Annotated in this window: 29 protein-coding genes and 2 pseudogenes; 12 read left to right on the forward strand and 19 right to left on the reverse strand. The window is 68.7% G+C overall.

Features of this window, described 5'->3' with window-relative positions; translation table 11 throughout:
- Positions 1 to 7 precede the first annotated feature (7 nt).
- On the forward strand, positions 8 to 577 hold the full coding sequence (locus tag D581_RS0105435) for an SMI1/KNR4 family protein (RefSeq protein WP_486585803.1): 570 nt from the start codon (positions 8 to 10) through the stop codon (positions 575 to 577).
- Between the two features lie 96 nt (positions 578 to 673).
- Here D581_RS0105435 and D581_RS0105440 read toward each other — a convergent pair whose 3' ends face one another.
- A complete protein-coding gene (locus D581_RS0105440; RefSeq protein WP_018956214.1) occupies positions 674 to 1498 on the reverse strand; it encodes a tyrosinase family protein in 825 nt (274 codons plus the stop codon).
- Positions 1499 to 1514: 16 nt separating this feature from the next.
- On the reverse strand, positions 1515 to 1940 hold the full coding sequence (melC1, locus tag D581_RS0105445) for an apotyrosinase chaperone MelC1 (protein WP_018956215.1): 426 nt from the start codon (positions 1938 to 1940) through the stop codon (positions 1515 to 1517).
- Positions 1941 to 2657: 717 nt separating this feature from the next.
- Here melC1 and D581_RS0105455 point away from each other — a divergent pair.
- Positions 2658 to 3341, forward strand: a complete 684-nt coding sequence (locus tag D581_RS0105455; RefSeq protein WP_018956217.1) for a DUF4232 domain-containing protein — start codon at positions 2658 to 2660, stop codon at positions 3339 to 3341.
- A 55-nt stretch (positions 3342 to 3396) separates the two neighbouring features.
- On the opposite strand, the gene D581_RS0105460 is transcribed toward D581_RS0105455, so the two are convergent.
- Complete coding sequence (locus D581_RS0105460; RefSeq protein ID WP_018956218.1) at positions 3397 to 4407, reverse strand: TY-Chap domain-containing protein; 1011 nt, start codon at positions 4405 to 4407, stop codon at positions 3397 to 3399.
- A 107-nt stretch (positions 4408 to 4514) separates the two neighbouring features.
- On the opposite strand from D581_RS0105460, the gene D581_RS0105465 reads away from it, so the two are divergent.
- The gene (locus D581_RS0105465) at positions 4515 to 4964 is read left to right on the forward strand and encodes a PaaI family thioesterase (protein WP_018956219.1); all 450 of its coding nucleotides are present in this window, start codon (positions 4515 to 4517) and stop codon (positions 4962 to 4964) included.
- A gap of 677 nt (positions 4965 to 5641) precedes the next feature.
- Here the strand turns inward: D581_RS0105465 and D581_RS0105470 are convergent.
- The 5 genes from D581_RS0105470 to D581_RS0105485 all read right to left on the reverse strand — a co-directional run bounded on the left by D581_RS0105470 (position 5642) and on the right by D581_RS0105485 (position 8777).
- Entirely contained in the window at positions 5642 to 5872 is a 231-nt protein-coding gene (locus D581_RS0105470; RefSeq protein ID WP_018956220.1) for a DUF397 domain-containing protein, read from the reverse strand.
- Positions 5873 to 6090: 218 nt separating this feature from the next.
- A complete protein-coding gene (locus D581_RS0105475) occupies positions 6091 to 6927 on the reverse strand; it encodes a Scr1 family TA system antitoxin-like transcriptional regulator (RefSeq protein ID WP_018956221.1) in 837 nt (278 codons plus the stop codon).
- Entirely contained in the window at positions 6911 to 7423 is a 513-nt protein-coding gene (locus D581_RS0105480; RefSeq protein WP_018956222.1) for a DUF6879 family protein, read from the reverse strand. Before D581_RS0105480 ends, D581_RS0105475 begins: the two co-directional genes overlap by 17 nt.
- The gene (locus tag D581_RS1000000141945) at positions 7407 to 7619 is read right to left on the reverse strand and encodes a hypothetical protein (RefSeq protein ID WP_078625636.1); all 213 of its coding nucleotides are present in this window, start codon (positions 7617 to 7619) and stop codon (positions 7407 to 7409) included. Before D581_RS1000000141945 ends, D581_RS0105480 begins: the two co-directional genes overlap by 17 nt.
- Before the next feature lie 375 nt (positions 7620 to 7994).
- The gene (locus tag D581_RS0105485; protein ID WP_018956223.1) at positions 7995 to 8777 is read right to left on the reverse strand and encodes a D-Ala-D-Ala carboxypeptidase family metallohydrolase; all 783 of its coding nucleotides are present in this window, start codon (positions 8775 to 8777) and stop codon (positions 7995 to 7997) included.
- A gap of 132 nt (positions 8778 to 8909) precedes the next feature.
- Here D581_RS0105485 and D581_RS01000000136880 point away from each other — a divergent pair.
- Positions 8910 to 9101 (forward strand): annotated as a pseudogene (locus tag D581_RS01000000136880) (MepB family protein); the annotation flags it as partial.
- Between the two features lie 153 nt (positions 9102 to 9254).
- Entirely contained in the window at positions 9255 to 9770 is a 516-nt protein-coding gene (locus tag D581_RS0105495) for a cupin domain-containing protein (RefSeq protein WP_018956225.1), read from the forward strand.
- 48 nt (positions 9771 to 9818) lie between these two features.
- On the opposite strand, the gene fabG is transcribed toward D581_RS0105495, so the two are convergent.
- Complete coding sequence (gene fabG / locus D581_RS0105500) at positions 9819 to 10610, reverse strand: 3-oxoacyl-ACP reductase FabG (protein ID WP_018956226.1); 792 nt, start codon at positions 10608 to 10610, stop codon at positions 9819 to 9821.
- A 284-nt stretch (positions 10611 to 10894) separates the two neighbouring features.
- Between fabG and D581_RS0105505 the strand changes: the two genes are divergently transcribed.
- Complete coding sequence (locus tag D581_RS0105505) at positions 10895 to 11803, forward strand: MerR family transcriptional regulator (RefSeq protein ID WP_026290240.1); 909 nt, start codon at positions 10895 to 10897, stop codon at positions 11801 to 11803.
- A gap of 412 nt (positions 11804 to 12215) precedes the next feature.
- Here the strand turns inward: D581_RS0105505 and D581_RS0105510 are convergent, their stop codons facing one another.
- The 5 genes and pseudogenes from D581_RS0105510 to D581_RS0105530 all read right to left on the reverse strand — a co-directional run bounded on the left by D581_RS0105510 (position 12216) and on the right by D581_RS0105530 (position 16090).
- Positions 12216 to 12749, reverse strand: coding sequence for a GNAT family N-acetyltransferase (locus D581_RS0105510; RefSeq protein ID WP_018956228.1), 534 nt, complete (start codon positions 12747 to 12749; stop codon positions 12216 to 12218).
- Between the two features lie 285 nt (positions 12750 to 13034).
- Positions 13035 to 13796, reverse strand: coding sequence for a class I SAM-dependent methyltransferase (locus D581_RS0105515; protein ID WP_018956229.1), 762 nt, complete (start codon positions 13794 to 13796; stop codon positions 13035 to 13037).
- A 119-nt stretch (positions 13797 to 13915) separates the two neighbouring features.
- A pseudogene (locus D581_RS1000000138500) lies at positions 13916 to 14761 on the reverse strand (Vgb family protein).
- 68 nt (positions 14762 to 14829) lie between these two features.
- Positions 14830 to 15738 (reverse strand): alpha/beta fold hydrolase, encoded by a 909-nt coding sequence (locus D581_RS0105525; RefSeq protein ID WP_018956231.1) that lies wholly within the window; start codon positions 15736 to 15738, stop codon positions 14830 to 14832.
- A gap of 139 nt (positions 15739 to 15877) precedes the next feature.
- Positions 15878 to 16090, reverse strand: a complete 213-nt coding sequence (locus D581_RS0105530; protein WP_018956232.1) for a DUF397 domain-containing protein — start codon at positions 16088 to 16090, stop codon at positions 15878 to 15880.
- A 226-nt stretch (positions 16091 to 16316) separates the two neighbouring features.
- Between D581_RS0105530 and D581_RS1000000141220 the strand changes: the two genes are divergently transcribed.
- The 4 genes from D581_RS1000000141220 (at position 16317) to D581_RS1000000141950 (ending at position 19311) form a co-directional block, all read left to right on the forward strand.
- On the forward strand, positions 16317 to 16733 hold the full coding sequence (locus D581_RS1000000141220) for a hypothetical protein (protein ID WP_018956233.1): 417 nt from the start codon (positions 16317 to 16319) through the stop codon (positions 16731 to 16733).
- 141 nt (positions 16734 to 16874) lie between these two features.
- The gene (locus D581_RS0105540) at positions 16875 to 17765 is read left to right on the forward strand and encodes an abortive infection family protein (protein WP_078625641.1); all 891 of its coding nucleotides are present in this window, start codon (positions 16875 to 16877) and stop codon (positions 17763 to 17765) included.
- Positions 17766 to 17885: 120 nt separating this feature from the next.
- Positions 17886 to 18809 carry a hypothetical protein gene (locus tag D581_RS0105545; protein WP_063738193.1) on the forward strand — a complete coding sequence of 308 codons (924 nt, stop codon included), beginning with the start codon at positions 17886 to 17888 and terminating at the stop codon, positions 18807 to 18809.
- A 325-nt stretch (positions 18810 to 19134) separates the two neighbouring features.
- Positions 19135 to 19311 carry a hypothetical protein gene (locus D581_RS1000000141950; RefSeq protein ID WP_158688579.1) on the forward strand — a complete coding sequence of 59 codons (177 nt, stop codon included), beginning with the start codon at positions 19135 to 19137 and terminating at the stop codon, positions 19309 to 19311.
- A gap of 197 nt (positions 19312 to 19508) precedes the next feature.
- Here the strand turns inward: D581_RS1000000141950 and D581_RS0105555 are convergent, their stop codons facing one another.
- The gene (locus D581_RS0105555; RefSeq protein ID WP_486585804.1) at positions 19509 to 20006 is read right to left on the reverse strand and encodes a hypothetical protein; all 498 of its coding nucleotides are present in this window, start codon (positions 20004 to 20006) and stop codon (positions 19509 to 19511) included.
- 325 nt (positions 20007 to 20331) lie between these two features.
- Here D581_RS0105555 and D581_RS0105560 point away from each other — a divergent pair, with 325 nt between their 5' ends.
- Entirely contained in the window at positions 20332 to 21294 is a 963-nt protein-coding gene (locus tag D581_RS0105560) for a helix-turn-helix domain-containing protein (RefSeq protein WP_486585805.1), read from the forward strand.
- Positions 21295 to 21351: 57 nt separating this feature from the next.
- Here D581_RS0105560 and D581_RS0105565 read toward each other — a convergent pair whose 3' ends face one another.
- From D581_RS0105565 to D581_RS0105575, 3 genes are all read right to left on the reverse strand, one after another.
- Positions 21352 to 21828, reverse strand: coding sequence for a DUF6281 family protein (locus D581_RS0105565; protein WP_018956239.1), 477 nt, complete (start codon positions 21826 to 21828; stop codon positions 21352 to 21354).
- Between the two features lie 216 nt (positions 21829 to 22044).
- Positions 22045 to 22242 carry a hypothetical protein gene (locus tag D581_RS0105570; RefSeq protein ID WP_026290241.1) on the reverse strand — a complete coding sequence of 66 codons (198 nt, stop codon included), beginning with the start codon at positions 22240 to 22242 and terminating at the stop codon, positions 22045 to 22047.
- A 43-nt stretch (positions 22243 to 22285) separates the two neighbouring features.
- Positions 22286 to 22501, reverse strand: a complete 216-nt coding sequence (locus D581_RS0105575; RefSeq protein WP_106434347.1) for a hypothetical protein — start codon at positions 22499 to 22501, stop codon at positions 22286 to 22288.
- Positions 22502 to 22678: 177 nt separating this feature from the next.
- Between D581_RS0105575 and D581_RS0105580 the strand changes: the two genes are divergently transcribed.
- A complete protein-coding gene (locus D581_RS0105580; RefSeq protein WP_018956242.1) occupies positions 22679 to 23320 on the forward strand; it encodes a GNAT family N-acetyltransferase in 642 nt (213 codons plus the stop codon).
- Between the two features lie 77 nt (positions 23321 to 23397).
- On the opposite strand, the gene D581_RS0105585 is transcribed toward D581_RS0105580, so the two are convergent.
- The gene (locus D581_RS0105585) at positions 23398 to 24858 is read right to left on the reverse strand and encodes a glucoamylase family protein (RefSeq protein ID WP_018956243.1); all 1461 of its coding nucleotides are present in this window, start codon (positions 24856 to 24858) and stop codon (positions 23398 to 23400) included.
- Between the last annotated feature and the right edge of the window lie 362 nt (positions 24859 to 25220).

Below are 25220 nucleotides of genomic sequence, written 5' to 3' on the forward strand. Positions count from 1 at the left end.
AGAGAGAATGACGAAACTGTCGAGCCTGATCGTCCCCTTTGAGGGCGGTGCCGGAGATGTGGTGGACTGGGCGACGGTTGAATCCGCCTACGGGACGGATTTCCCCTCGGACTACAAGGAGTTCGTGCGTCTCTTCGGTCACGGAACCATCGAAGGGCGCATCGCCACCCTGATCCCGGTCGTGACCTCCGACCCGATGGTCAGACGGGTCGCTCCCCTGTCCGGCCCGATGAAGTCCGACCCGGACCACCAGAGGTGGACCGACCCCCGTGTAGAGGCCGACGGGCTCGATCGGATCCTGGTGTGGGGGGAGACGGACAGTTCCGACGTGCTCGGCTGGATCACCGGCGGGCCCGATCCCGATGCCTGGCCCCTCGCCGTGTGGGCGCGAGGTGACGCGGCCTGGACCGCGTACAGCTGCGGAATGGTCGAATTCCTCGTCAGGTTGCTGCGGGGGGAATTCGTCCGATGCCCGATCAGCGACACGTCTCTCGTGGGTGTCCCGCACGCGCGCTTCCTGCACGACAGGGAGGAGGAGCGCCTCGCTGAGGAAGGGGTGTACCCCTGGGACGACTGAGAGTCGCATCAGGCATCCCTGCGGACCGCCGCCACCTGCTCGGCCGGTCGGCAGGGATGCCTGGAGGCACGGGTGAACCGCCCCCGTGACGAGGACTCAGGCGTACGTGTAGAACTGCGTGTGGTCCAGCATGCTCTGCGGGGTCGTGTTCGGCCAGGGCGGCATGGTGTCGTTCAGATCGATCACATCGACCGTCCCGCCGGCGGGGAGGTACTCGGCGCTCGTCGGGTGGAGCGCGTGCCAGTCGGCCCAGAGCTTGTCGACGAACGCGTGGTGCAGCCAGAACACCGGATCGTTCGGGGAGACGCTCGTCTCCATATGGCCCCAGACCCAGGTGTGCACCCGGTTGTGCATGCTCATGTATCCCGCGGAGCCCTCCAGCGCGGAGCGGAAGCCCGCCGAGCCGTCACGGAAGGGCGGGGAGTCGTACGTGGGCAGGGCGAGGGCCGCGTCGACGTCCGACCGGGGCGGGAGCGAGGGAACGCGGTAGGCGAGCTGACGGGCGAGGAAGGCGCGGCTGTCGACCGAGACGTTGATCGTCCAGTCTCCGCCGGAGTGCGCGAAGGGCCCGTCCATCACCTGGTCGTCCAGGGGGCGTCCGGTGCCGCCGAGGAAGTCCGGGGCCCAGAGCGAGGAGCCGACGGTGTTGTCGGCGGTCCAGTCCCAGTAGGGGATCGAGACCGACGCGTCGATCTTCTGGAGTTCGTTCTCGAAATCGATGAGGAACTTGCGGTGCCAGGGCAGGAACGACGGCCCGAAGTGGCCCACGTACACGCCGGAGTTCATGTCTATCGAGAACCGCGTGCGATGGGCGAGGACGAACTCGTCGTACACCCCTAGGCGCTTGACCTCCAGTACCGCGTCGACGAAGGCCTTCTTCTCGGGGGCCGTGAGGTTCGCCTGGTTCTTCCGTACGGTCATGGTTGCTGCTCCCGGCTCAGGCGGTGGGGTCGAACGGGACGACGACGGCGCCCTTGAGCGAGATGACCGCGGTGCGAGCGGCCTCCAGCGGGGTCGCGAACCTCTCGTAGTGGTTGATCGTGCTGCTCCAGCCGCTCTTCCCGTGCTGCATCACGGGAAGCTCGCGGCCGTCGATCAACACGCTGTAGCCGGCGCCGTGCCCGGCGTGCCCGGCGTGCGCGTGCGCGCTCGCGGGGGCCTCGGCGGGCGTGCCCTGGATGCGGCGGCCCTTGAAGACCTCGTCGAAGGAGCCGGGTGCTCCGGTGCCGCCGGGTGCGGTGCCGGAGCTTCTGGCCTCGGCCGCCACGGTGTCCGTGGACGCGGCTGCCACACCGACGAGCGCTCCGCTCGCGGCGACGCCGATGACGGCCCCGAGGGCCTGACGACGGGTGGGTCTGAGCATGGCGGATGTACCCCCAGAACATGGCGGAGGCGGCCCCCCTGGTCGTTGTCCGGGGCCGCCGTGACCATGTCTACACGGGGGCGACCGTCCGCATAAGCAGGGAAAAAGGGGTTGGGCCTCATATGGACACGTCTTCACGGACATAGGGCGAACTCAGGGAGGACACAGAGGTGTCACCGGCGTCCCGTGCGGCTCCGCGTCGGTGCCCGAGGCCTCGGAGGGCGCAGGTCTTGCCGCGTAGGTGCCCTACGGGTGAAGGATCTTCGGTATCCGTCGCGCTGTCGCCCAGCGGAACGATCATCTGCGCATGGCTGGAAGTAGGAGTGTGCGCTCGCTCCGTGACGGGTGTTCTCGCCCGCCTACCAGGGCAGTTCTCCGGTCGCGTCCTGAAGGGTTCCGGTCGGGACGTCCGCGTCCAGGGGCGGTTACGGCGAGCCGTCGACGACCAGGACCCGCTTTCGGCGGGCCGCCTCGGTGACGGCCGTAACCGCGGGTCCGGACGACCGGACTCGTTCCGTCCGGTGGGTGATGGTTCTGTGCGGGACGAGCGACTGCGCGATGACCATGTCCTGGGTCTGTGACAGCGCTGTCCTGGAACGGCACACCGGGGCCCCTGCGGCCCTCGACCTCGCATAGTGATCAAGGAACACCCGGGCGGTCGAGCTCGCTTCGGTGCCTCGACCACAACCACGCTCACGACCACCAAGGGGATCTCTCATGTTCGGCAACCGGCGCAAGTCCTTCCTCGTCTCCGCTGCCCTCGTGGGCGGCGCCCTGTTGATGACGGCGTGCCAGGACACGGAGGACGGCGCCGCGGCGGGTCCCTCCGCCACCAACGTGCCCGCCGCGGACGTGTCCGGGGCCGACACGGCCGGGACCGACGCCTCGAAGGGCGCCGACAAGGGTGCGGAGCAGGGCGCCGAAGCAGGGTCCGACGCGAAGGACGGCGGCAGCGCGGAGGGGTCCGGCGCCGACGCCGGCGACGGCACGAAGGTGCCGGTCCAGCAGACCTGCGGCGCCAACGACATCTCCTGGAGCACCCGGTCCGAGAGCCAGGCCGGCGGCTACATCCTGGTCATGGCGAAGGCCAAGCAGGGGATCACCTGCATCCTGCCGGCCGCGCTCCCGACGGTGGCGTTCGGCTCCGACGGCACCCAGGCGGGCCCTGCCGAGCAGGCGGTCGGCGACGCGGTCACGCTGAGCGGCGCCACCACCGCCTACGCCGGGGTGAACCCGAAGACCACCAACACGGACGGCGGCAAGGAGCTGGACTCCATCATCGTCGGCGTCGGCAACGAGGACCCCGACCCGGTCTCCCTGAAGGTCGGCACCATCACGGTCGACAAGCCGGTCGTCACCAACTGGCACACCTCCCCGGCCGACGCCGTTCCCTCCGCCTGAGAGAACTGACACCGGGGGCGGTGCGTTGACCGCGAGACGTGGATCCGCTCCGCTCCTACTCGGCGGGCTGGTGGACGCGGGGGAGTCCCAGGTCCGGCAGGTCGAGGTGGAAGCGGCGCCCGCGACCGGTCATGGTCCCGTCGTAGGAGAGGTCGGCCAGGCCGACGCCCAGGTGCCGCAGTTCCTCGACGAGCATGCGGGCCCCCGTCGAGGCGTGCGCGGGTTCGTCCATGGCGTCGGGGAAGCGTCGTTGCCAGACCGAGCGGGAGGCGTCCCAGCCGTTCCGCGCGAGCCGGTCGGGGTCGGCCGCGTCCGGCTGGTGCAGATAGCCGGTGGCTTCGATGACGAGACCCAGATCCTGGCTCCAGCACTGGACGAAGCGCTGCGGATCGACCGCGGATCCCAGGTGCAGGATGAATCCACCGGGGAAGAACGGGGTGTCGTGGTCGAGGGAGCGCAGGGTTTCCGCCAAACGCTTCTCCACGTCTGCCCACGTGGTGCCGGAAGCGGGCGGCACGGCAGGCAGGTCTGCCTGCTCGGCGGCGCGCCAGCGGCCCCGGGAGTAGCCGCCTCCGGCGGCGTCGGCGTCCGCGTCCGGAGGCAGGAGTTCCAGGCTCACCTCGCCCTCGTCGTGCGTGTGCACGAGGAGGCAGGCGCCGGGGAGCCGCCACAGCATCCACGGGCCGGAGTCTCCTCCCCACATCGCGGGCGGGCTTAGCTCCTCCTCCATGACCCACCAGGCGGCGCGGACGAGGCCGGCGGCGGAGCGTATGTCCTCGGCGGGCATGTCGACGACGCGGACGTTCAGTCTGCGCACCTGCTCGGGTGCCGAGGCGTCGGCGATCACCGTGCCGTAGCCGCCCCAGGGCCCCTTTAGGTGAGCGAATCTGCGCCAGACCTGGCCCACGACCTCCTTGGGCTCCCGGAGTTCCCAGCCCAGCTCCGAGGTGGCGTGCTCGAATTCCGACAGGCTCCACGAGCCGAAGCGGAGCGGGGTGACCTCGCGCACCAGCTCTCGGAAGGTGTCGTCGTCGAGCCAGCTGCCCCGGGGGATCCTGTTCTCCATCCGGCAGACAGTAGTGGTCCGGTGGTGATGGGGTTGCGTGGGGCCGATGTTGACGGATCAGCTCCCGGGAGACGACGCTCACCGTAACCAGGGATGAGAGGTGGAGCATGGAGGCACGCGCCTCACAACTCGCGTTCGGGCAGCAGGTTCTGGACGCCCAGCCCTTCAGTGTGCTGTTGGGCGCGCGGCTGACGGCCTTCGGCGACGGGGCGGCGGTCCTGGAGCTGGACGTACGGGACGAGCTGCGCCAGCAGAACGGTTTCGTCCACGGCGGCGTCCTGAGTTACGCGGCCGACAACGCCCTCACCTTCGCGGCGGGCGCGGCCGTCGGCCCGTCCGTCCTGACCGCCGGCTTCACCATCGACTATCTGCGCCCGGCCCGGGGCGAGGTGCTGCGCGCGCTGGCTCAGGTGGTCCGCCCCGGCCGTACCCGGGTCGTCTGCCGCTGCGATCTGCTCATGGTGGACGCCGAAGGGGTGGAGACCCTCTGCGCGGTGGCCCAGGGCACGATCGCCGTCGCGGCCGAGAGGCCGCCGGAGCCGATCGCGGCCGGGTGACTCCGGTGGGCGCGCTGCCGGACTGCTCCCACCACGGGTCGCCCCGCTCGCCGGCGCGACCGCCGCTCGCCGTACTCCTTCGCACGCCCGGCGCAGCGATGTGGAAGGACCCGACCCCGAGGGAGGGCCGGGGCCTGTTGAGGAGCCTGGTCACTTACGCCCCGACGGGGCATGGTGTGTGCGGCTCAGCTCGGTTCGGTGAACAGGTCACGACCGCCAAGGACAAGTACGACGGCCGTGCGAGATAGATCCCCCACGACACGTCACCACCCCATGACAGTCTCTCCAATGCCCCGACCACGCGTGTGGACAGGTGGTCCGGTTCCTGCTCCTGGCGGGAGTCGAACCAGGACGCGTACTCCCTCAACCTGTCGTCGAGCCATGCCGCCGCTCCCATCGGCTCTGTCCAAGTGCCGCATACGAGACCGGCAGGCTTCAGCAACCAATGCGCGGTCTGAATAGGTGGCACGCCGCCCGTACGGAATTCTGCTGCGGCCTCACGGTACCGCTGATGCAAACGGTGCCCGTCCTTGTCGTCCTCGCCCGTCGGCGGGGGCGGAGGATCGTCCGCAGGCGGACGCCTGTCGCCTTCCCGGTCGAAGGCTTCCCGCGAACCGGTCCAGAGGTACCCGTGATGGTGCAACGGCGTTCCTGGTGAGCTGAGTTGACGGACCGTGTCAGGCCAGACCGAACGCGGCAGGGGTGATGCCGGCCGCGTCCAGCTCGGCCGTGGTGAACCTGAGCGGGGTCGCGTCGGGGTGCTTGGAGTCGCCCAGGGCCCACGCGTCGTCACCGATGCGGGCGAGAGTGACGCAGGACTCGCCGTCCGGGTGGGTGTTGCCGCCGCACGCCTTCGCGAACTGGGCGCTGCTGATGTCGAGTGAGTACAGCCTTTTACCGTCGATCATGGACGTACCTTCCTGATCGGTTGGCCGGCCCGAGTAGGACCGACCGCCGCCTCGACGTGACGTCGGGGCAGGAGACTTGATGTGGGTGGCGCCCACGCGCTTGATGCGAGACTCCGGCCGTTCAGAGGCCCATCAGTGCGCGGCCCGGCGGAGTGCTCATGGAGCTAATGCCCTGCGGGCGGAAGCCGTCACGGCTTATGCGCGTGGTGGACTAAAGATCAGCTCCGGAATGACCAAGCCCACTGACTCAACAACTCCTGTGCCGCGTCGCCTGTGACGGCCTGGCCTTCGTAGAACGCAAACCGGTCGAGGAGCGAGCGAACGTCCCTCGGGTCGCGGAATACCGCCGCGCCGAGGTCCGTCTCGATGGTGGCTAGACGGTCGTCGTACACGGTGAACGTGGACAAAGGTGTATTGCTGTATCGGACCGAAAACGGAAGTAGCGAAATGCTGATATTGGCTTGGCGGGCGAGTGAGGATATGCGGTCGATCTGCAAGGCCATGGCATCCGGCGCGACCAGTGGATACCTGACCGCCTGTTCTGTAAGGATGAATGTGAACCTCTTGGAGCGGTCGAGCAGGACCGCTTGGCGTTCCAGCTTCAGGCCCACCGCTCTTGCTTGTTGCATCGGCGGAGCGTCAAGGATGCTTGCCCGGATGTAATCCGGGGTCGAAAGCAAACCCGTGACCATGGACAGCAGGAAGAACCGAAAATCGGTGGTTGCGGCCTCAAGGCCGGCCAGCTCAAGTTGCTTCTTGTCCAACCCTTTACGATGCAGCGCCTTGCGGTCCTGCCACTCGGTCTGAGCTATGCGCGCCATGGCCATTGCTTCGGCGGCTACCGCTGGGGATGCACCGAGCCCTCTGAGGATCTGCTCTACGTCCACGAGGGACGGGCGGACCTTATTACCCTCAATGCGGCTGACCTTGGACTGTGACATGTTGCAGCGTGCGGCAAGCCGGGCCCCTGAGAGCCCGGCTTGTTTACGCAGTTGCCTGAGCATGGCAGCAAGCTCCAGGCCGGTCTGTTCGAGGGCGTCAGGTTCGATGGCCACCGTGGACGTACTCCTCGAACGGCACCGATTCGGCTACCGCGATCCGCTGGTACTCGAGGAACGGTGAAACGTCCCCTTCGAATAGCTGCCGGTTGATCTGCGTTCCGTCCTTCTCGTAGTTCATGAGCACGACCGTGGAGCGGTCGAACATCCAGAAGTCGCTCAACGTGCCCGGGAGAGGGTTGGGGCGGTCGGTCACGTCGAGGATGCGAATGTCTTCACCGGCCGAGGCCTGATGCCGGTAGTATCGATCGAACTCGTAATTCAGGTACGCGGACAGCGGACGGCGCACGATGTGCACTCGCCCCACCTTTCGGGTGCGGACCATGTGCATCCAGTCATCCTCGTATGGTCCTGGGTAGCGGGCCCCTTCCTTGAACGCTTGAAACTCGTCCGCTTCCTGCGGGACGAGATACTGAGGCAGTGTTTCCAAGCGCCACGCTTCCGATTGGAAGTCACGGAACTTGGCTGCCCACTCGTCACCAGCCAAGAGCACGGATTGCCTCCCGTAGTACAGCCTCCGGGATCTCGACCAAGCCCTCCCCGGACGGCGGGGTGAACGCGTCCGACAGGTCGCCTTGCACGACGAAGGAGCCGGAAGGAGTGCGGTAGACGTTGGGGCAGTCGCCTTGCCCGCAGGGGCCGCCGTTTCCGTTGTCGCCGGTCAGTCGCTGTAACTCTTCGCGAGCCATGCTCGAACCCCCAGGGGTGGTGGAGGGCCCAGGAGGGCCCTGTTGACCATGAAGGTACGGGCGCGGTCTGAGGGCGTCCATGCGGGATCGCGACTATGCGCGTTGTCGCATAAAGAGGGCCCCGGCCCATGGGACCGGCCGGAGGAACGCGGCAGTCCGGTCAGGTGGAGGGGAGCGGGACAGCCCTCAGGGGCAGGTGGATTGAGGTGAACAGCGCTGAGGACGCACCGACGAAGCCGCCCGGCGACAAGTGGCGTACTGCTGGCCGTGCCGGTGGGGAGGGGCTGGTAGCCCAGGCAGGAGTACGGGCACGAGCCCGGGGGCCTCCGGTCCGCTGACCGGAAGGCCTCCCGGGCTTCATGGGACCGCCGGGCCTCAGATCCCGCAGCTGGGCGCGGACCAGAAGCGGCCGCTGCCCCCGGCGACGTGGGTGTGGTCGTTGTGGCCGGGGTAGCCCGGGCCGAGGATCTCGGTGAAGCCGTGGTTGCGCGCCGCCTGGGCGAGGGCGCAGAAGCCCTGGGCGCCCGCGCCGAGGTCCGCCGCGTGCCCGTACATGTGGCGGCTGTTGGCGGCCCCGCCGACCGAGCTGTTGCAGGACACGCTGCGGAAGCCGCCGTTGACGGTGATCGGCCGGTCCCCCATCGCGTGCCGCATGGCCTGGAGCTTCCACATGGTCACCAGGGCGTTGGCGCGTGCCGTGCCGGCGCTGACCTTCCCGCCGGACCAGTCGGAGTTGCAGCGGTTCAGCTCGGCGTAGGTGAAGTTGACCGGGGTGCAGTCGTCGTCCTGCAACGCGTAGATCTTGCTGAACGTCTGGGCGCCGGCGATGCCGTCGGCGGCCAGCCCGTACGCGGCCTGGAAGCGCTGCACGGCCGCCTTCGTGGCCGGGCCGAAGGCTCCGTCGATGGCGATCTGGTTCCCGGTGCCCGGATAGCCGGCGACCCGGATCTGGAGCTGACGTACGGCTTCGCCGCTGGAGCCTTCCCGGAGCGTGCCGCTCCAGGTGTAACAGGCGTCGGCCGTACCGACGTCACCGGCCGACGCGGAACCGGGGGCCGGGGTCGTGGACGGGGTCGCGGAGGCGGTCGCGGTGCCGCCGAACGCGAGGGCCGCGCCCGCGAGGGCCGAGAGGAGGAATCCGATGGGGCGTGATCGCATGGGGGCTACACCTCATTGTCGTCAAGCTGTCCACGGGGGATTCCGAGCCTCGGGCGCAGCGCGGAGACTGTCAAGGTCATGTCAACATGCTGCCAAGGGTCCGGCCTCGTGACGGGGTGACAGGATGGGAGTATGGCGATAAATCGACCGTGGACGGGGCTTCACGGTGACCTGTGGGCAGCGAAGTCCTCGGTGTACGACCCGGCCGGCTTCGCCTGCTCCCGGCCGGTGCCCGAACCGGAGAGCGCCGACTACGCGGCTCACCGTCTCACGCTCGACGGGCGGGAGGTCGCCTTTCACGCGGCCAGGACCACCCCGACCAAGGCCATGTGCTGATCGGTGGCAGGAGCCCCGCGGTCTTCCGGCGCGGCCGAGGCCTCCTTTCCCCGGGTGTGCGGTCCCCACGCACCGGGAACCCGCCCGCTTGCCCCGCCAACTCCGCGACCCCGCAGGGCCGCGTCACCCTAGGAGGACCGTGTGCTCACAGCACAGCAATGGATCGACGCTCTGGGGCTCGAACCGCATGTGGAGGGCGGGTACTTCCGGCGTACCTTCCAGGCGGATCACCGGCCGCTGGTGCGGACCCCGCGAGGCGAACGCCCCCTGCTCACCTCCATCCACTACCTGCTCACCGAGGAGTCACCGATCGGGTACTGGCATCTCAACCGGTCGGACATCCTCCACTTCCACCACTCCGGTGCTCCCCTCACCTACCACCTGATCCACCCCGACGGCCGTGCGGAGTCGGTGCTCCTCGGCCAGGATCCGCACCAGGGGCAGGCGCTGACTCTCGCCGTTCCCGGCGGCGTGTGGAAGGCCACCTCTCTCGACGGCGGCGACCACGCCCTGATCAGCGAGGCAGTGGCCCCCGGCTTCGACTACGCGGACATGACGCTCGGGGACCCCGACGACCTGACCGCCCGCTTCCCCCGGCACACGGCGCTGATCCAGCGCTACTGCCGCCCGGACTCCGCGCGGGGGGCCGGCGGATGAAGCCGGAGGCGAAGCGGCGATGAGCGTCGCCCTGCCGGGCCGCCGGCGTCAGGTGAACGGGACGAATGAGTCCAGCGATTCGGGCAGGGTCTGGCCGCCGTCGACGGTGAGCGTCTGACCGGTGACGAACGAGGCTTCGTCGGACGCGAGGAAGAGCACGGCGTGAGCGATGTCGGAGGTCTCGCCGAGCCGGCCGGCCGGGATCGCGGCGGCCATGCGCCGCAGGTAGTCCTCGCCCAGATCGCCCAGCCCCTCGGTGCGGACGTTTCCGGGCAGGACGGCGTTGACGGTGATGCCCGCCGGGGCCAGTTCCAGCGCGGCGCTCCGGAGGAACCCCAACTGGCCCGCTTTGCTGGCCCCGTAGTGGGACCACCCGCTGTAACCCGTGGTCGGCCCGGTGATCGAGGAGGTGAGCACCACGCGTCCGTGTCCCGAGCGTTCCATGGCCGGCAGGAACGCCTTCGTCGTCAGGATCGTGCCCCGCAGGTTGACGGCGAGGACATCGTCCACATCCTCGGCCGTCATCTCTCTCAGGGACCTCTCGGGGAAGACCCCGGCGTTCGCGCACACCACGTCCACATGCCCGTGGCGCGCCTCGGCCTCGTCGGCCATCGCCTCGATCGCGCTCGGGTCCCGGAGATCCGCGCCCAGACCGGCGACCCGGGATCCGGTGGCGCGCGCGAGCTCGTCCGCCACCGCGCGGGCGGCCTCCTCGTCGCGCCCCGTGACGATGACAGCGGCACCACGACGGGCGAACAGTTCCGCGATGCCCCGCCCGATGCCCCGCGTCGCGCCCGTCACGACCACGGACCGCCGTCGCCAGTCGGTCTCCGTCACCATCGAGCTCCTTCGTACCCCGCGGCCGTACGTCGTGACCCCACGTAGCCACTCCGGCAGTGATCAACACGCTAAGTCACTGGTGGTGGATTCGCCCCGGATCGGTGAACTCCGGCCGAATACCGCCTCGGTTCCGGCCGAGAACAGAGAAGCGGGGGACAGGCAGCGGAACCGGGAGGCAGAGGCAGACCGGAGGCTGCGGTTGTGCGGTTGCACCTTCCGTAGCGGCATGTGGTCCGGTTGGTCTACGTCCCGGTCCCGGTTCCTTGAGAAGAAGGTCCCCGCTCATGCATTCGTCCTTTGTGCCACCCCGCCGGATCAAGATCGGTGACGCGGCGGCCTTCGCCGGCAGCACTCCGCGGGCGATTCGCCACTACCACGAGATCGGCCTGCTCCCGGGGCCCGAGCGGGGCGGCGACGGCCGCCGCCGGTACGGCTACGAGGACATGATCCGCCTGCTGTGGATTCGCAGGACGGCCGACGCGGGGATCGCCCTGGACGACATCCGTGACGCCTTCACCACCGGCACGGCCTCCGCCGGTGCGGACAGCGAAGAAGGCATCGCGGGCATCCTGGAGCGGTTGGAGGACACCCTCGCCGAGCAGGAGGCGGAGCTGCGACGGCAGCGGGCCGCCGTGCGGCGGATGCGCACCGAAGGCAGCCGCATGGGCCTGCTCTCCGACCTGGTCACCGGCCGCCTCAAGAGCCTGCCCGAGGGCTCCCTGCGCCCGGCGGACCTGGACACCCTGCTGGTCACCGAGCGAATCCTCGGCCCGCTCGGCGCGGCTGTCCAGGCCACCCGCTTCATCGTTCTGGCCACGCATCCCACCCTGCGGGAGGAATCCGACCGCGTCGACGAAGCGGAGGAGGCACTGGACGACAGCGTCGCCGTCGATGACCCACGGGTGGCTCAAGTGGCCGCCGAGCGGCACGCCTTCGAAAGCGCCCTGCACGCCGTCATCGAGGAGGCCGGTCTGGACAAGGACGACGATGCCCTTTTCGACGCCTGGGAAACGGCGCACCCGGCTACCGCCGAGGACGGCGAGGACGGCGATGACGAGGCCGGCCTCGGCTCCGGCAGGCGGGAGACCGACTCCATGAGCGTGTTGGAAGCCATCGGCAAGATGCCCTACGACTTCTCCCCGGCCCGCCTGCGCTGTATGGAACTGGCCGTAGAACTTTCCGATCACGACTGACGCGACGGTCATCGAGTCCATCGGCCGGCACTCGGCCGACCGCGAGTTCCGTCGTCAAACGCGGCTACCGGGACCTGCTCGACGGAGTGCGTTCCCGCGGCATGCCGACCGCGGTGGGCGTGGAGAGCACGGGTGCCTATGGGGCCGAGCTCGCCCGGGGGCTGACCGCGGCCGACAGTAAGCCTTTCCCAACCTCACGCTGTGGCGTGGTGAAGGGCGAGGACCAGCCCGGCGTGCGCAATCAGGTTCGTATCAGCGAACGCAGCGGAGACCGCCGCAGGGGTGGGAGAGTTGCATCTCGCGGGTGTTCTCGTGCTCTGTGGATGTGGAACTGCAGGAATCCCACCGTCCCACTTCAGAGGGGCATCCGCGTCTTGGAATCCAAGCCCTGGACATGCTGCTGACCGACGGATCAGTCCAGGAAGAGGCTCATGTACAGCGCCGTCTCCCCCTCGGACTTGGTACGGCTGTAGAGAGAAGTGTCGAGGCCGCAGAAGATGAAACCCATCCGCTGGTAGACGCGGATGGCCGGAGCGTTGATGTTCGTCACTTCCAGCCAGACGTGCCCGGCACCGCGTTCCCGGGCCCAGCCGACGGCGTGGCTCATCAGCATGCGTCCGATTCCCCGGCCCTGATACGGCCTGGCCACCTCGATATCGGCAATGGTCAGACGACGGTTCCAGGGCTCGTACTCCGTGTCGACATAGCCGCACACGCGATCACGATCCAGCGCGACAAACCGGCAATCGCCCTCCGACGCCTCATCGAGCTCGGGCTCGTCGTCGGGGAAGACCTTGTGAACCGGCGGGTCCAGCCTGACGGGCCGAAAGGTGAACCCGCTCTCGGAGCCGATCACTTCGAAGACGGTGTCCGAGACGAACTCACCCTTGATGACGGCGGATCTGTCCCTCTCGCTCTCTGCCACGCGATAGGTGATTTCGTCCACAGCCTCAAAGCTCCCCTGATGTGGTGCCAGATAGCGTCGCGCCCACAGGCTACCGGTCCGGTGCATCACGCGGTCGGGCGCGACAGCGGGACGCCCCAGGGCTCCGGGACAGTTCCGCCTCAGCGGTCAGATTTGCTTCGCCGAGCCGGGAAGTGAGCGCCGGAGTGGCACGAGATGCCTTCCGCCACGAGAAGCCTCGACGATCATGCGCGAAGAGATCTTCGACAAGCCTGTCATCACAGGCACGAGGCATCTCATACGCTCCCGCAGCGCATCTACCAGCTATCACACCGGTGGATCGAGGCTCAGCCCTCGTCCACTGGCCGGAAAACGACCCGGCCGCCCGAGCGGCCGACAGCCCCTCCCGGAACGGGCCGATCCGTAGGAGGCGCACTGATGCCAGACCAAGGTGTACCGCCAGAACAGCCGCCGGCGCAGCCGCGCGCCGGGCAGCACGCGGCGGGCGTCGCGAACGATGTCCGGGAAGCCCGTGGTCGCCGGTCGGGTGGGTGCGGTCATGGCGACGGGGCGCGGCGCTGCTCTGCGGCCCTTGTTCTTGATCCAGGCCATGGCGATGTTCGACGGTACGGCGACCGCGTCGATCAGGTGGTCGCTCCAGGACTGCGGGCGGTAGAGGCCGACGACGATCAGAGTGCCCCCGGGAGCCAGGTGCTCGCGGAAGCGGGTGAGTGCGTCGGTCAACGGCATGTGGTGAATGGTGGCGACACAGGTGATGACGTCGTAGAGGCCTGCGGGTACGTCCTCCAGCGCGTCCCCGACGGAGAAGGTCACCGGAAGCCCGGGAGCGGTGCGCTCCCGCGCGCGTTCGACGATGGCGGGGTCGGCGTCGATGCCGTGCACCGCTTCGGCCCGGGAGGCCAGCAGCCTGGCGAGGTCACCACTGCCTGATCCGACGTCCAGGGCGCCGGCGAAACGTCCGGGGAGCCGGCGCAGGATCCACCGGTGGTAGTGGGCGTTGTGATCCCACGGGTGGGCGGCGTGGAACCGGTCGAGTGCGCGCAGGAGGCGGGGGAGTACGGCTGTCATGAGGTGAGTCCATCAGAGCCGCGCCGTCGCCCGTGGCGCGGGAGCGCCGTCAACCGCTCGGCCGGGGAACCGGCCGACCCGGGGTGCCGGTAGACGTCAGAAGGTCCTTCGTCGTGGGGCTACGGTTCAAGCCGCGCGACCCCTCCCGTTTCGAGAGCCGCCCACACAGCGCCGTCGGGACCCAGGGCGATGCAGTGCGGCTCGGACGACGGTGACGGCAGGGTGTACTCGGCGATCTCGCCGGTATCGGTGATGTGGCCAATGCCGTTGGTTCCCCATGCGGTGAACCAGCAGTCGCCGATGGAGGCCGCGACGATGGCGTGAGGTTTGGCCGTGCGGTCAGGGAGCGGGAACTCCTCGACCGTGCGGTTCACCGAGACCTTGCCGATCTGGCCTGCCGCGATCTCGACGAACCACAAGGCGGTGCCGTCGCTGGTGATACCCACGGGCGCGGCGCTCGGGGTGGGGAGCGGGTGGATGACGATGTCTGCGGCCGATCGCGTTCGCCTGGTTGAGGGTGAACCACAGGGCCCCATCAGGGCCTGCGGTGATCGCCGAGGGATAGGCGCCGACACAGGGAAGGGCGAACTCGGTGATCTCTCCCCTGCTGGTGATGCGGCCGATCCGGTCGGTGTTCATCTCCGTGAACCACATCGCACCGTCCGGGCCTGCGGTGATCCCGAAGGGGCCGCTGTCGGGCGTAGGCACAGGGAAGGACTCCATTTCACCGTCGACGGTGATCCGGCCGATCCGGTGGTCCTGGGACCGGGTGAACCACAGTGCTCCGTCGGGCCCGGGGGTGATGACCGTAGGGCGACACTCGGGCGATTCCAGGGGTCCTCGGTGAGTTCGCCGTCGGGGGTGAGGCGGGCGATGCGGCCGCTGTGCGCGAAGGTCAGCCACAGTGCGCCGTCAGGTCCGGCCGCGATGCCGTACGGACCAGCGCCCTTGTCTGCCACGGACATCTCGCTTACGGACACGACAACTCCTCGGAGGGGTGGGGCGGGGCCAGGGGGCGGGGATGGGGTGGGGATCAATCGACGTTTCCGGACGATGCCGCAGCTCGGTCCGGCAGCAGGTCGAGAATGATCGCGGCGAGGTCGGCGGGCCGGGTCATGGGGATGTTGTGGTTCGAGCTGATGTCGGTCAGCCGGCGGCCGGGGACGGCGTCGACGACGGCACGCACTTCGTCGCGCCGCGAGGCGTAGAAGCCATCCTCGGCCAGCACGATCGTCGTCGGACAGCTGAGGCGCTCGTACACCTCGATGCTCGGGAAGACTTCCGCGTCGGGCTCCACGGCGGTGACGGTCGCGATCTCCTCGATGGCCGGTCGCCGTACCCACCGGTGACCGCGGCGCAGGAAGGAGCGCCGCGTGACCTCCTCGACGAGTTCGTGCCGTGCTCCGGCGTTGAGCCAGTCCCCTCCGGCCTCCCGCACGCACTGCGCGACATAGGCGTTCATCTGGTCGTCGTCCGCCTCCCAGCCGTAGCGGAACATCGCCCGCAAACGGTCCGCCGCCTCGGTGGTCCGCGCGGCGGCATGCTCGGCGAGTGACGCGTTACGGTCATCGAGCACCACGCCGTCCACGATGCAGAGGGCGGCCGGTTCCACGAGGCCACTGGCGGCGGCGGCCGTCACGGCGTACCCGCCGGTGGAATGCCCCACCAGCACGGGGTGGTCCCAGCCCAGCGCGGTCACGACGCCACCGAGGTCTCGCCAGTACTGCTCGGGTCCGGTCGAGTCGAGCCGGGTCTGCCCATGGCCACGCAGGTCGATGGCGACCGGGTGACACGTGCTCACCAGCCGGGACGCCACATCAGCCCAGGCGGCGGCGTTCTGTCCGCTGCCGTGGACCAGCAACACCCCCTCACCGCGGCCGCCGAAGTCCACACCCGAGAGGACGCCGCCCACGACGGGGAGTTCGATCTCCGTTCCGATCATCACCGCACCTTTTCTACCGAAAGCCGGTAAGCGCAACCGCATTTCCGGCAGGAGTTCGGTGCGGGGCAGGTTGCCTGCCCGGACAGCGGGACGCCCCACCGTGCGGGCACGGTGGGGCGTAGCCAAGCGGGGGAGGCGGTCAGGCGCGGGTGTCGAAGCCACCGGCCTTGATGCCTGCCACGAAGGAGGTGAACGCCTCGGCGGCGACGGCCAGGGCCGGGCCGCCAGGGTTCTTCGAGTCGCGTACGGGGACGGTGGCGGACGCGGTGCGCGGGGCCCACTCGACGCACGAACCGCCGTTGTTGCTGTAGGAGGACTTGGCCCACTGCTGGGTCGTGGATTCGGTCGTCACGGGGTGCCCTTTCGATGCTGGTGGATCATGCCCACGGTATCTGTCTGCGACAGAGAGACGCCTGAACCGACCATATGTGTCACTGGACTTGGCGCCACAGTGAGTTCAGGCCGTAGTCGCCTCCTCGCCGAAGTCCTCACGCCGGGATCAGTTCAGGGCGGACAGTGCCCCGGGCACGCTGGTAAAGAGCCTGGGCTTCGTGGTTCTTGAGGTGGGGAGCGATGAGATGGAACATGTCCACCATGCGCTGGTCGATGCGGCCCGTCAGGACCGGCGCACCGGCGAGAAACACGAGCAGATCGAGGCGTCCTGGCGCGAACGGGCCCTGAACGCCGAGGCCGAACTTACCCGGACCCAGAACGAGGTCCTGGTCCAGCGGCAACGGATCGGCGAGCTCATGGGACAGCTCCGCGATGTCGACGGGATGATCCCCGGCGAGTCCGTCCAGCACCTCACCACCGAGAACACCACCCTCAAGCGCCGCATCCAGCAGGTGACGCAAGAGCACCGCAAGCTCCAGGAGCGCCTCGAAGGCGCCCGCACCAACCTCCGCTTCTCCGACAAACGCATCGCCGACCTCGAAGTCCAGCTTCTAGAAGCCCAGCAGGTGGTGGCCGGAGGTTTGGTGCGGACAGACGGCTGAGCACACGAGTCCGCAAACGCCAACACACGACCGCCGTCCACCGCACCGCCAGCGCGGCGAGAGCGCTATGCAGCCAGCGGCCGGCCACCGGCGTTCAAGAATCACTGTCCGCCCTGAGGCCCGCAAGGCAGACTCTCGAACATGTCGACGCCCACGGACTTGTCAGCCCCGGTCACAGCCAAGCTCCGCCGCTTCCTCAAGCAGGGGCAGGAACGGTTGGGGGAGATTGACGCCTTCATGCGCCGCCTGGGAGTGGATAGCCTCAAAACTGACGAGCTGACCGAAATGGACAGCATGAAAGCTGTCTTCGACGAAGGCAAGAATCGCGCCATCGAGAAGGCCCGGAAGTGGGTCGCCGACCTTGATGAGTACGCCAAGGGCTACCTCCTCGAGAACATGCGCCGACGTGTCACCCAGCACCCCAACGGTCTCGGAGGCGAGGACCTGCCAGCACACATTGACAATGCCAGGATCGCGGTTCACAGCCGCATCCAAACCGTGAAGCAACTGATCGGCGAAGCCACCCCTACCCCCGCCGGATCGGAACGCGACGCGGCAGGCGGCTGGACGTATCTCCGTGAGCTCGGACTCGTCGAAGACGCCGTACTCGACGGATACCTCAACACCATGCGCACCCGCCGAACCGTTGCCCAGCGGCGGGCGGCGATCGGCGCCGCGAAGGAACTCGTCGAGGCGGCGATGAAGGGAGCGATCCACTACGCCGACCCAGCAGCCACAGGGTTCGAGAAGGACGAGATGCCGCAGCTCTGGAAGCGTCTGCGAACCCTGATCCAGGAGGACCACGCCGCGGACCGTGCCCTCGGAGGCAAGGACATTGGCGTCGCCAAGACGCTCTCAGGCATGAACAACCTCATCACCGGCATCGCTGAAATGCGCAACAAGGTTGGCTCCGGACACGGCACCCCTACTGCCCCGAAAGGCCTCCAGGAGAGCCATGTCCTCCTCGTCATCGACTCCGCCCACACCATCACCCGGTTCGTCACGAGCCGGCTGAACGAACTCTTCGCGTGATCGCCCAACGCACCGATCTCGTGGCCGCAGCCCTCTAGACCGTGTCTGGCATGGGAGGATCGCCTGGCTTCTGGACGAAACCGGACCCCATGTTTCAGCGGGCCGCTAGCCTCACGTCCTATGGCAACAGACCTAATCAGCGGCACCACCCGCGCCCACATGCGGGAGATCAGCGCTCAACTTGGTCCTTCCCGCTTGCGACCCTGCTGGGACGGCAGCGGCTTCACCCCCGGGCCGGCGAAGGACACCTCTGGGGGCGGGGGAAAGAATCTCTTTTCCTCCTATGTGGACCACATCAGCTGGAGCGACCCCGACCAGGTCTCTCGTGCCTTAGGTGTGTTCGAAAGCATGCTTCGGGTCTACCGCACCGTGGTGGAGTCCTCCTACGGCACCGAGGATGAGACGCCCCAGCAGCGGTGGGCGAAGAAACTTGACGAGGCCCGGCGCGAATTCGAATACGACGGCTACCAGATCACCGACAGGCTGCGCATCTTCGGATCCGCAGAGAGTCGGCCCGACCACGAGATGGCCGATGCTCAGCTCTACGCCGAGGCCCTCCGGCTGTTGCGGCACGCACGCAACCAGATGGAACGCCTCCCCTCCACCACCCGAGAAAAGCCCGAGCCAGAGATCCGTGACGTCCTCTTGGTCGCGCTCGGCGCCGCGTTTGCGGGGCGCTGCACTGCGGAGAGCCTGAACGGAGCGGGCAAGACCGATCTTCTCCTGCGGATCGGGGACCGCAACGTCTTGGTGGGCGAGTGCAAGATCTGGCGCGGTTCCACGAAGTTCCGCGAGGAGGACATTCCTCAGCTCTTGGGCTACTTCACCCGCTATGACCGCTACGCAGTGATCCCGCTGTTCATTCGCCAGGCCCGGCCGGAGGAGATCGTGGAAAAAGCCGCGAAGGAGCTGGCCGAGCACCCGCGCTGTATCTCTGCCGCCATGCCCGATCATGAAAATCGCCAGTACACCTTCGTGTTCAGGTCTCGCTCGGCGACGCCGTGGGAAGTGGAGGTGGCCCTGATTCCCTTTGTGATCGAGTAGCCGGCTCTCAACGTCTGTGTCGCTGGGAAGCGCATAGTGCCCTTCGGAAGGGGCTGAAGGGGCTGAAAGCTGAGCAATCGCGAGGTGACACGTCCCGGACACCTACGCGACGTGTCACCGCAGGTCAGCGCCCAAACTGACGGTTCCGTACTCGCTAAAGTGGGAGATGCCTACGCATGGTGGCGTGAAGCCGGACGTCCCGAGCCGGAGAGGTTCGGGCTGACCGTCACTCCCGACGGCGCACACGTGCCGTGGTTGGACACGCCGGACAATTCGGTGCCGGTCCTGGTTTGACCGGCGCTCCCACTGCAGCGGCTGCCACACGATGGCGCTGTGGGGCGACGACGCGAACCGCACGGCCGTCTGGGCCCGCTGGAAGGGCGAGCGGGCGACCCTGGCCGAGCTGGCCTGGTGCGGCGCGATCGACCCCCGGGGCGAGGACGCGTGCGGACTGTTCGTCGACCACCCCTCCGCCCATGGTCGACCACCCCTCCGCCCATGACTGGGCCATCGTCGATCCGACGCTCGCGGCGGTGGACGCGGTCCTCGCTCAGGAGTTCCCGCATCTCGCGCGGTGGCGCGGCGGCGTGTGATGAGCCGTCATCGTGCGCCACCTCGGATGGAGGTTCCTGCGGCGACGGCCCGGGCCGTGGGGCCGAGGCCGTCGCCGGGTCGCCGGAAGCAGGGCCGGCTTCGGCGTCAGGCTCGGCCGGTTATCTGGCCGACCCTCTTCTTCATCGCCTTGTCGTCGTAGATGGTGATCGTCACCGTTCTGCCCTCCGGGATGTCCAGGTTCACCTTCTTGACGTCCCAGGCGTTGGACGTGCCCGGCGGCGAGTACAGCCCCCACCTTCCGCCGTCACCTTCGTAGGACACCTTGTAGTACAAGCCGTCGCCGTCGTTCGCGACGTCGTACATGTGGAGAATCTCGTCGTAGGGGTGGAACTCGACCTTCGCCACGACGTAGCCACTGGCGTTGCCATAGACGATCTTGGATGCCGCGCCGCCCACATCCTTCTTGAAGTAGGTGCCGTCGATGGCGTCGTTGAACTGGCAGGGGCAGTAGTCCGTCACTGCCGAGTTCCTGTCCAGGACGGTGAGTCTGTCGTAGGCGTTGGCCGGTGTGGCGGTCATCGCGATGACGGTGGCCGCGGCGGACGCCGTCGCGGCAAGGGACGCGATAGTTCGACTGCGCATCTTCATCCTCCGGTGGGTGTGGCGTGATTCGTGTTCTGTGGTGCTTCCGCGTTCTGTTCAGGCCACCCGGGCCTTCCGCGTGAACGCCGCGACTCCTTCCGGGGCTGCCGCCTCGCTGGTGCCTGAGACGGCCGAGCCGCCGGCGGCTGTCCCGGCGGCGGGCGGCACTGACCGGGGTCAGACGTCTTCCGGCCGGGGTGACTGAACAGATGCTCGCGTCAGGAGGGGAACGCCGGTAGAGCGGTGGGACCGGTTGGGACATGATGGGAATCGGGACACGTCAACAGGCCCTGCACCCAGGGGATACAGCGTGGGAGGACGAGTGGTGGCGGGACAGGCTGGGAGACCCGGGGACGGGACGGAGTCCGGTGAGGCCGCGCTTCTGACCGAGCAACTGCGTTCGCTGCGGCGGCGCCACGGAATGACCCTGGCCACGCTCGCCAGCCGGACGAGCTACAGCAAGTCGTCGTGGGGCCGGTACCTCAGCGGCAAGGCACTTCCGCCCCGGCAGGCGGTACGGGAATTCGCCCAGGCGATCTCGGTGAAGCCGGACCGCCTGCTTCTCCTGCTGGAGATCGCCGAGCGCGGCCAGTCGCAGCCGGAAGCAAAGGCTCCGGAGGGCGTCGGCTCCGAGGTGCCTCCGGTGGCCGCCCAGAATCCCGGAACCGGTCCCGAACCCGAACCGGTTCCGAGCGCGGAGGCCTCCGTGGCCCCGGAGACGGAGTCGCCCGGGGCGCGCCCGCCGGAGCTGCCGGCCGCCCCGGCCCCCGCCCCCGTGCCCCGTAGGCGTCGGCCCTGGGGCCTCATCGTCGGGGTCGCGACCGGCGTGGGGATGGCCACAGGACTGCTCGCGGGCATGCTCATCGGCGCCCCGGCGAGCCAGGGGGAGCCGAAGCACCGGGGCAGTTCCGCCAAGTGCACCGGGTTCGAGTGCCGGAACAAGGACGCCCAGGGCATGGAGTGCCACATCGGGGTGTGGACCGCCGCAGCGGAGAAGGTCGACGGGATCCACCTGGAGCTGCGCTACAGCCCCCGCTGCGGAGCCGCGTGGGCCAGGATCACCGAGGGCCGGGTCGGGGACACGGCACGGGTCGAGGGGCGGAACAACCACTCGGCAGCCCGCGCGATCACCTACGACCGGGACACCTACTCACCCATGGTCGAAGCCCCCTACCCGGCTGCCGCTCGGGCCTGCGTGGTCATCAAGGACGGGGGCAAGGAGGTCTGCACCGCCCACGGCGGCGCATCGCCCCTGCCCGCCGCGGTCACCGACGAGCGCAAGCCGTAGCTCCCCTACACACACCCGCTGCTCATGACAGGAGAGCACTTCACCCGCGGAGGTGCCTCACTTGGTGGCCGCGTCCAGTTCCTGGGCCTCGATCAGTTTCCGTAGCTCCGGCAGGGTCTTCTTCGATGCCTGCTCGATGTAGAGGGTTCCGCCGGCCGGATGATCCACGGTCACGGCGTAGACAGGATCCACACCCTCGATCGCGTACACGGTTACCGGCTCCGAAGTCTCTCCCTGCTCACCCTCGTTGGGAGTGTCGTTACACCCGGGGACGGTACCTGCGCCCAGCGGTCTGCCCGCCCTGACCCCGTTGCCGTCGTCTTCTTCATGGGGATAGAGCGCGTGGCCGAGATAGGTGTGACCCTCGTACTCGAGCAGGGCCGCGCAGGAACTGCCCGCACTACCCTGGGTGGTGCCCGCCCCAGCACAGGACGTGGACATGATCAGGGCCGCCGCCGCGAGCGTCGCCCGCACACTCACCAACCGCGCGAACCTGCCGCGCGCCGTTCGACTGCCCATCTGCTTGCCCGTCATGAACCGACCTCCCTCAGCTGCCGCTACCTGCGGCCTGCCGAGCCTTCGACGGCACAAGGCCGCGAACGGTTCGCTCGTTCTCCAACGGCACGACGCGAGCCACACGTCGTCGTCCACGATCCATGGCCGAGTCGCCACACACCATGACCGGCCAGATCGTCATGCCGGACCCGCCTGACCAGGGCACCTCAGCCAGGGCACCTCAGCAAGATCATGCTACGAGCTCTGTGCGGACTTCTTTCCGGACCTGTACATCAGCACTCCGACGCCCAGAGAAATTGCGGGAGCTTCCAACACCGGGACGAACTTCGCGCCATTGGCCAACATGACGACGACTGATATCACCATGACCACAGTCATGACGAGTATCAGGATCCCGAAGACCATACTTATTGTTGCCTTCTCGTTGGTCATGCGGCGGTCCCCTCCCAGTTGTCCGCACCGGCTTGGCTGTCTGTCAGGCGCGCCCAGTCTTCCCTCTTTGAATGAAGAAGCAGCCGATGACGGAAATGCATCCGATGATCGCCAGTAGTCCCCACCCTCCGCTGTTGCCGGAAGCGATCAGGAAAACAGAAAGGGCGATACCTGCGACGGCAAATGCGGCGGCGAACTGAACATACCGCTTGACGACGGCGCGCTGCTCCATCGTCCATCCGACGTGCGGCTCTGACATCTTCATTCCCCTCGTGTGCCCCCGGGTTCGCGGGTGAATCCACGTCCACTCCGCCCCCGCAGACGGCCCGTGGACGCGAATTTCGCGCGACACGACGCGACGGCTCTGCCACTCTGCCGCCTGGGGCCTTCCGCCCCGGACAGGCGCGACTTGTGACGGCACAGGGGTGGGCGATCGATGGGTTTCACGCTGGAAGGACCGGTTCTGGAGGGCACACGCGTGCGCCTGGAGCCGATGGGGCGGCGGCACGCGGCGGGCCTGGCCGAGGCGGCCGAGGAGGACCGGAGTTCGTACCGGTTCACCTGGGTGCCCACGACCGCGGAGGCCGAGGAGTACGTCGACCTCCAGCTCGGCCGTGCGGCTGCCGGAAGGATGGCCCCGTACGCGCAGGTGGACCCGGCGTCGGGAAGGGTCCTGGGCGCTACCGCGTACTGGGATCCGCGCTCGTGGCCCGACCGCGATGGTCTGTACGCGATCGAGGTCGGCTTCACCTGGCTCGCCGCGTCGGCCCAGGGCACCGGCGCGAACATCGAGGCCAAGTACCTGATGTTCCGGCACGCGTTCGAGGAGTGGGGCGTTGAACGGGTCGACCTGAAGACGGACGCGCGCAACAGCCGCTCCCGGGCGGCCATCGAAACGACGGGCGCCCGGTTCGAGGGCGTGCTGCGGAACTGGTCCCGCTCCTGGGCTCCGGGCGAGGACGGCCGGCTGCGGGACTCCGCGATCTTCTCGATCACCGCGGCCGAGTGGCCCGACCGCCGGGCGCGGCTCGAACAGCGCATCGCTCGGGGCCCCGCGCACCGGCAGCCGGCCCCGTGACGCGGTAGCGCGCTCTCGTCCGGCCGGCTGCCGTCATCCGGCCTGTCCTCCTCACGAAGGACAGGCCGGCCACAACCTCAGATCGAGAACCGCTCCCGCTCCAGCAGCGGCCGTACCCGGCTCCGGAAGCCACCCGTCCGGAACGGGCGTTGCAGCAGCCCCGGCCGCAGCTCCTGGGCGAGGGCCGCGACGATCATTCCCTGGTCCAGGGCGAGCATGAAGTCGCTGACCCGGCCCGTGGACGCGTTCACCGAGTCCCGGAAGCCGAGCCCGTCCTCGTACGCGCCGAAGTCCCGCTCCAGCGCCCGCAGGTTGGCCACCGCCTCCCGGCCCGCGTACGGCAGGGCCAGGAAGGAGGCGTGCGGGGTGACGACGCCGTTGGTGAACGCCGAGGGCGGCGGAAGGGGTTCGCCGTCCGTGGTGTGCGTGCGGTCGGTGTTGGAGGCGTAGCCGTCGACCGCCATGCCGAGCGCGTCGACCCCGTACTCCTGGTAGCCGTCCTCGGGGACGTTGGCGGGGGAGAAGCCCCAGTAGCCGTACTCCGCCTCCCGCAGCCCGTGGTCGATCTGGCCGCGTACGTAGCGGTGGTGGGTCACGCCCCACGCGCGCGGCGACCACCGCTGCTCCGGTACGAACAGCGGCACCATCAACGCCTCGAACATCGAGCCGCCCCAGCTGGGGACCACCTTGCGGCCGCGGTGGGTGTAGTGGCCGTTCCAGACGCGTACGCCGTCGACGGTGACGTACCCGCCGCCCGGCTTCTGCTCCTGCTCGTGCTCCGGCAGCATCGTCCGGAGCAGGTGCCAGTAGTGGTCGCCGGGGAGGGAGCCGTCCGCGATGCCGAGGTAACTGGCCATGCGCGGCTCGGTGTTGAGCGCGCCGTAGTGGTGCGGGGTCGGCTCGTCCGTGTCGGTCCAGACGCCGCCGCGCAGCTGGCCGGGGCCCGCGACCGGGTCGGCCGGGTCGTACGGGGTGTAGAAGGAGGACCAGTCGGCCGTGGCCAGGATGCGGTGGATGCGGGGGCGCAGCTCCGGTGCCGCGTCGGCGGCTATCCGCAGGCCCGTCACCAGCCAGGCGTTGTCGACGGAGGACAGGAACGGGCGGACCGGGTCGCCGGTGCCGGGCCACTGGGTGAGCACCGAACCGTCGTGCGCGTCGTACCAGTTGAGCCAGAACCCGTGGTGGCGTTCCAGCTTCTCGACGGCGGTTACGGTGCGGTTCAGCGCGCGGATCATCGTGCTCTCGCGGATCACGCCGAGGCCCGCGGCCGCGACCGTCGACCACAGGCCGCAGCCGATGTTGGTCGGCGAGGTCTGGGTGGACTGGGCGGGGGCGCCGGGGCCGCTGAGGTCGATCTTGTCGGTGACGAGGCCGAAGTCGGTCGTCATCGCCTCGATCGAGCGGTACGTGTCGCGGAACCAGGTCTTCAGAAGGTTTCGGTCGGCGGGGGCGGCGACAGCCGCCGGGGCGGTTGCGGCTCCGAGGGACAGGGCCGCGGCCCCGGTCCCTGCGGCGGTGAGAAACGTGCGACGGTCCATCGTTCCGGCTCCTGGTGGCAGAAGGGGGAGGGGAAGGGCAAGTCGTGGTGCTCGGCCGTGCGGGGTGGTGCGGGGGTGGTGCGGAGGACGCTAGGTCGTGCGGGCGTCCGAGGTCGTGCGGGCGCGGGTGAGATCACGCCGGGCGGTCGGGGTTGTGCGGGGATGCGTGGTCGCGCCCGGCGTTCGGCGTTGTGCTCGGGGTGCGTGGTCGCGCCGGGCGTTCGGCGTTGTGCTCGGGGTGCGAGGTCGCGCCGGGCGTTCCGGGTTGTGCGGGGGATACGAGGTCGCGCCGCGCGTGTGCGGGCGTGGTGCCGGGCGGGCGGGGGCCGGCGGTCGTCAGGATCCGCCGGCCCCCGGCCACC

Source organism: Streptomyces sp. CNB091 (genome assembly GCF_000377965.1).

Coding starts and splice junctions, on each gene's coding strand:
- D581_RS0105565 (WP_018956239.1), bottom strand. CDS start 21,828: ATGACGGGCAAGCAGATGGGCAGTCGAACGGCGCGCGGCAGGTTCGCG.
- D581_RS0105435 (WP_486585803.1), top strand. CDS start 8: ATGACGAAACTGTCGAGCCTGATCGTCCCCTTTGAGGGCGGTGCCGGA.
- D581_RS1000000141945 (WP_078625636.1), bottom strand. CDS start 7,619: ATGGCTCGCGAAGAGTTACAGCGACTGACCGGCGACAACGGAAACGGC.
- D581_RS0105460 (WP_018956218.1), bottom strand. CDS start 4,407: ATGGAGAACAGGATCCCCCGGGGCAGCTGGCTCGACGACGACACCTTC.
- D581_RS0105465 (WP_018956219.1), top strand. CDS start 4,515: ATGGAGGCACGCGCCTCACAACTCGCGTTCGGGCAGCAGGTTCTGGAC.
- D581_RS0105545 (WP_063738193.1), top strand. CDS start 17,886: ATGGCAACAGACCTAATCAGCGGCACCACCCGCGCCCACATGCGGGAG.
- D581_RS0105525 (WP_018956231.1), bottom strand. CDS start 15,738: ATGATCGGAACGGAGATCGAACTCCCCGTCGTGGGCGGCGTCCTCTCG.
- fabG (WP_018956226.1), bottom strand. CDS start 10,610: ATGGTGACGGAGACCGACTGGCGACGGCGGTCCGTGGTCGTGACGGGC.
- D581_RS0105570 (WP_026290241.1), bottom strand. CDS start 22,242: ATGACCAACGAGAAGGCAACAATAAGTATGGTCTTCGGGATCCTGATA.
- melC1 (WP_018956215.1), bottom strand. CDS start 1,940: ATGCTCAGACCCACCCGTCGTCAGGCCCTCGGGGCCGTCATCGGCGTC.
- D581_RS0105440 (WP_018956214.1), bottom strand. CDS start 1,498: ATGACCGTACGGAAGAACCAGGCGAACCTCACGGCCCCCGAGAAGAAG.
- D581_RS0105505 (WP_026290240.1), top strand. CDS start 10,895: ATGCATTCGTCCTTTGTGCCACCCCGCCGGATCAAGATCGGTGACGCG.
- D581_RS1000000141950 (WP_158688579.1), top strand. CDS start 19,135: ATGGCGCTGTGGGGCGACGACGCGAACCGCACGGCCGTCTGGGCCCGC.
- D581_RS0105540 (WP_078625641.1), top strand. CDS start 16,875: ATGTCGACGCCCACGGACTTGTCAGCCCCGGTCACAGCCAAGCTCCGC.
- D581_RS0105580 (WP_018956242.1), top strand. CDS start 22,679: ATGGGTTTCACGCTGGAAGGACCGGTTCTGGAGGGCACACGCGTGCGC.
- D581_RS0105555 (WP_486585804.1), bottom strand. CDS start 20,006: ATGCGCAGTCGAACTATCGCGTCCCTTGCCGCGACGGCGTCCGCCGCG.
- D581_RS0105585 (WP_018956243.1), bottom strand. CDS start 24,858: ATGGACCGTCGCACGTTTCTCACCGCCGCAGGGACCGGGGCCGCGGCC.
- D581_RS0105575 (WP_106434347.1), bottom strand. CDS start 22,501: ATGTCAGAGCCGCACGTCGGATGGACGATGGAGCAGCGCGCCGTCGTC.
- D581_RS0105455 (WP_018956217.1), top strand. CDS start 2,658: ATGTTCGGCAACCGGCGCAAGTCCTTCCTCGTCTCCGCTGCCCTCGTG.
- D581_RS0105485 (WP_018956223.1), bottom strand. CDS start 8,777: ATGCGATCACGCCCCATCGGATTCCTCCTCTCGGCCCTCGCGGGCGCG.
- D581_RS0105515 (WP_018956229.1), bottom strand. CDS start 13,796: ATGACAGCCGTACTCCCCCGCCTCCTGCGCGCACTCGACCGGTTCCAC.
- D581_RS1000000141220 (WP_018956233.1), top strand. CDS start 16,317: ATGGAACATGTCCACCATGCGCTGGTCGATGCGGCCCGTCAGGACCGG.
- D581_RS0105470 (WP_018956220.1), bottom strand. CDS start 5,872: ATGATCGACGGTAAAAGGCTGTACTCACTCGACATCAGCAGCGCCCAG.